Source organism: Variovorax sp. P1_H12_2 (assembly GCF_056405335.1).
In genome coordinates this window covers 1-1,630 of the sequence record NZ_JBFUCI010000704.1, presented here as the reverse complement: position 1 = coordinate 1,630, position 1,630 = coordinate 1, and the positions used below count along the sequence as shown (strand labels likewise).

At 71.7% G+C, this 1,630-nt stretch carries 2 protein-coding genes; both read left to right on the top strand.

Annotated features, from left to right (window positions below; all coding sequences use genetic code 11):
- Positions 1-932, top strand: a 932-nt coding sequence (locus tag AC1D2K_RS34385) for a uroporphyrinogen-III C-methyltransferase (protein ID WP_478094874.1), incomplete at its 5' end; no start/stop codon positions are given.
- Positions 933-947: 15 nt separating this feature from the next.
- Positions 948-1,630, top strand: a 683-nt coding sequence (locus tag AC1D2K_RS34380) for a heme biosynthesis HemY N-terminal domain-containing protein (protein ID WP_478094873.1), incomplete at its 3' end; no start/stop codon positions are given.

Here is a 1,630-nt window from a genome sequence, read left to right as displayed (position 1 = left end):
CGCTGCTGATCGCGCTGGCACTCTGGCAGAAGGTCAGCGGTATGCAGGAACAACTCGCCCGCCAGAGCGCCGACGCCTTGGCCCAGTCGCTGGAGGCGCGGACCCTGGCGCGCCAGGCGCAAGAAGTCGTGCGCGACACCGCGGCCCGGCTGGCGCTGGCCGAAACCCGGGTCGGCGAGGTCGCACTGCAACGCTCCCAGCTCGAGGAACTGATGCAGAGCCTGTCGCGCTCGCGCGACGAGAACCTGGTGATCGACATCGAGGCCGCCGTGCGGCTGGCGCTGCAGCAGGCGCAGGTCACCGGCAATGTGCAGCCGCTGCTGGCCGCGCTCAAGGCCGGCGATCTGCGCATTGCGCGCGCGGCGCAACCGCGCCTGGCGCCGCTGCAGCGCGCCATGCAGCACGACGCCGACCGCCTTCGCAGCAGCGCCAGCATCGACAACAGCGATGCATTGCAGAAGCTCGACGAACTCATGCGCGGCGTGGACGACCTGCCGGCGCTCAACGCCGTGGCGCTGCGTCGCGGCGGGTCGGACGCCTTGCAGACCGAGCCGCTGTCGGCCGATGCGCCCTGGTGGCAGCGCTTCCTGCTGATGGTGCGCACCGAGGCCCGCTCGCTGCTGCGCGTCGGGCGCATCGAGCGGCCCGAGGCGGTGCTGCTGACACCCGAGCAGACCTTCTTCCTGCGCGAAAACCTCAAGCTCAAGCTGCTCAATGCCCGATTGGCCCTGCTGTCGAGGCAGGTCGATACGGCGCGCGGCGAGATGGCGACCGTCTCGGCGGCGATCAACCGCTATTTCGATCCGGCCTCGCGTCGGGTCCAGGCCGCGGCCACGCTGGTGCAGCAGGTGCAGGCTCAAATCCGCACCAGCGAGCCGCCACGCGTCGACGAAACCCTGGCCGCGCTCGCCACGGCCGCCGCCGGGCGTTGAGGCAGGCTCGAAGCCATGCGCGCCGTCCTCTGGTTCCTCGCCCTGTTCGGCATCGCCGCCGCGGTGGCGCTGTTCGCCGGCAACAACCAGGGCACGATCACCGTCTTCTGGCCGCCCTGGCGGGTCGACCTCTCGCTGAACCTCGTGCTGCTGCTGCTGTTCGCCGCCTTCGTGCTGCTGCACCTCGCACTGCGCGGCTTGGCGGCGCTGTTTTCGCTGCCCAGGCAGGCGCGCCAATGGCGGCTGCAGCAGAAAGAGCGTGCGCTGCATACGGCACTGCTCGATGCCGCGGCGCAACTGCTGGCCGGCCGTTTCTCGCGCGCGCGCAAGGCGGCCCAGGCGGCGCTGGCGCAGGAAAGAACGCTGGCCGCGCTCGATGCCCGCCTGCCGCAGGCTTTGCAGGTGCGGGTGCTGGCGCATCTGCTGGCGGCCGAGAGCGCGCAATCGCTGCAGGACCGCCCGGCACGCGACGCCCACCTGCAGCAGGCGCTCAACGAGAGTGCCGAGCGCGGCGTGCTGGTCACGCCCGAGACGCGCGAAGGCGTTCAGCTGCGCGCCGCTCGCTGGGCGCTCGACGATCGAGACGCACCGGCGGCCCTGGCGCGGCTCGAGGAGCTGCCGCAGGGCGCCCAGCGGCGTACGCTGGCACTGCGGCTGCGCTTGAAGGCGGCAAGGCAGGATCGGCGCACGCTCGAGGC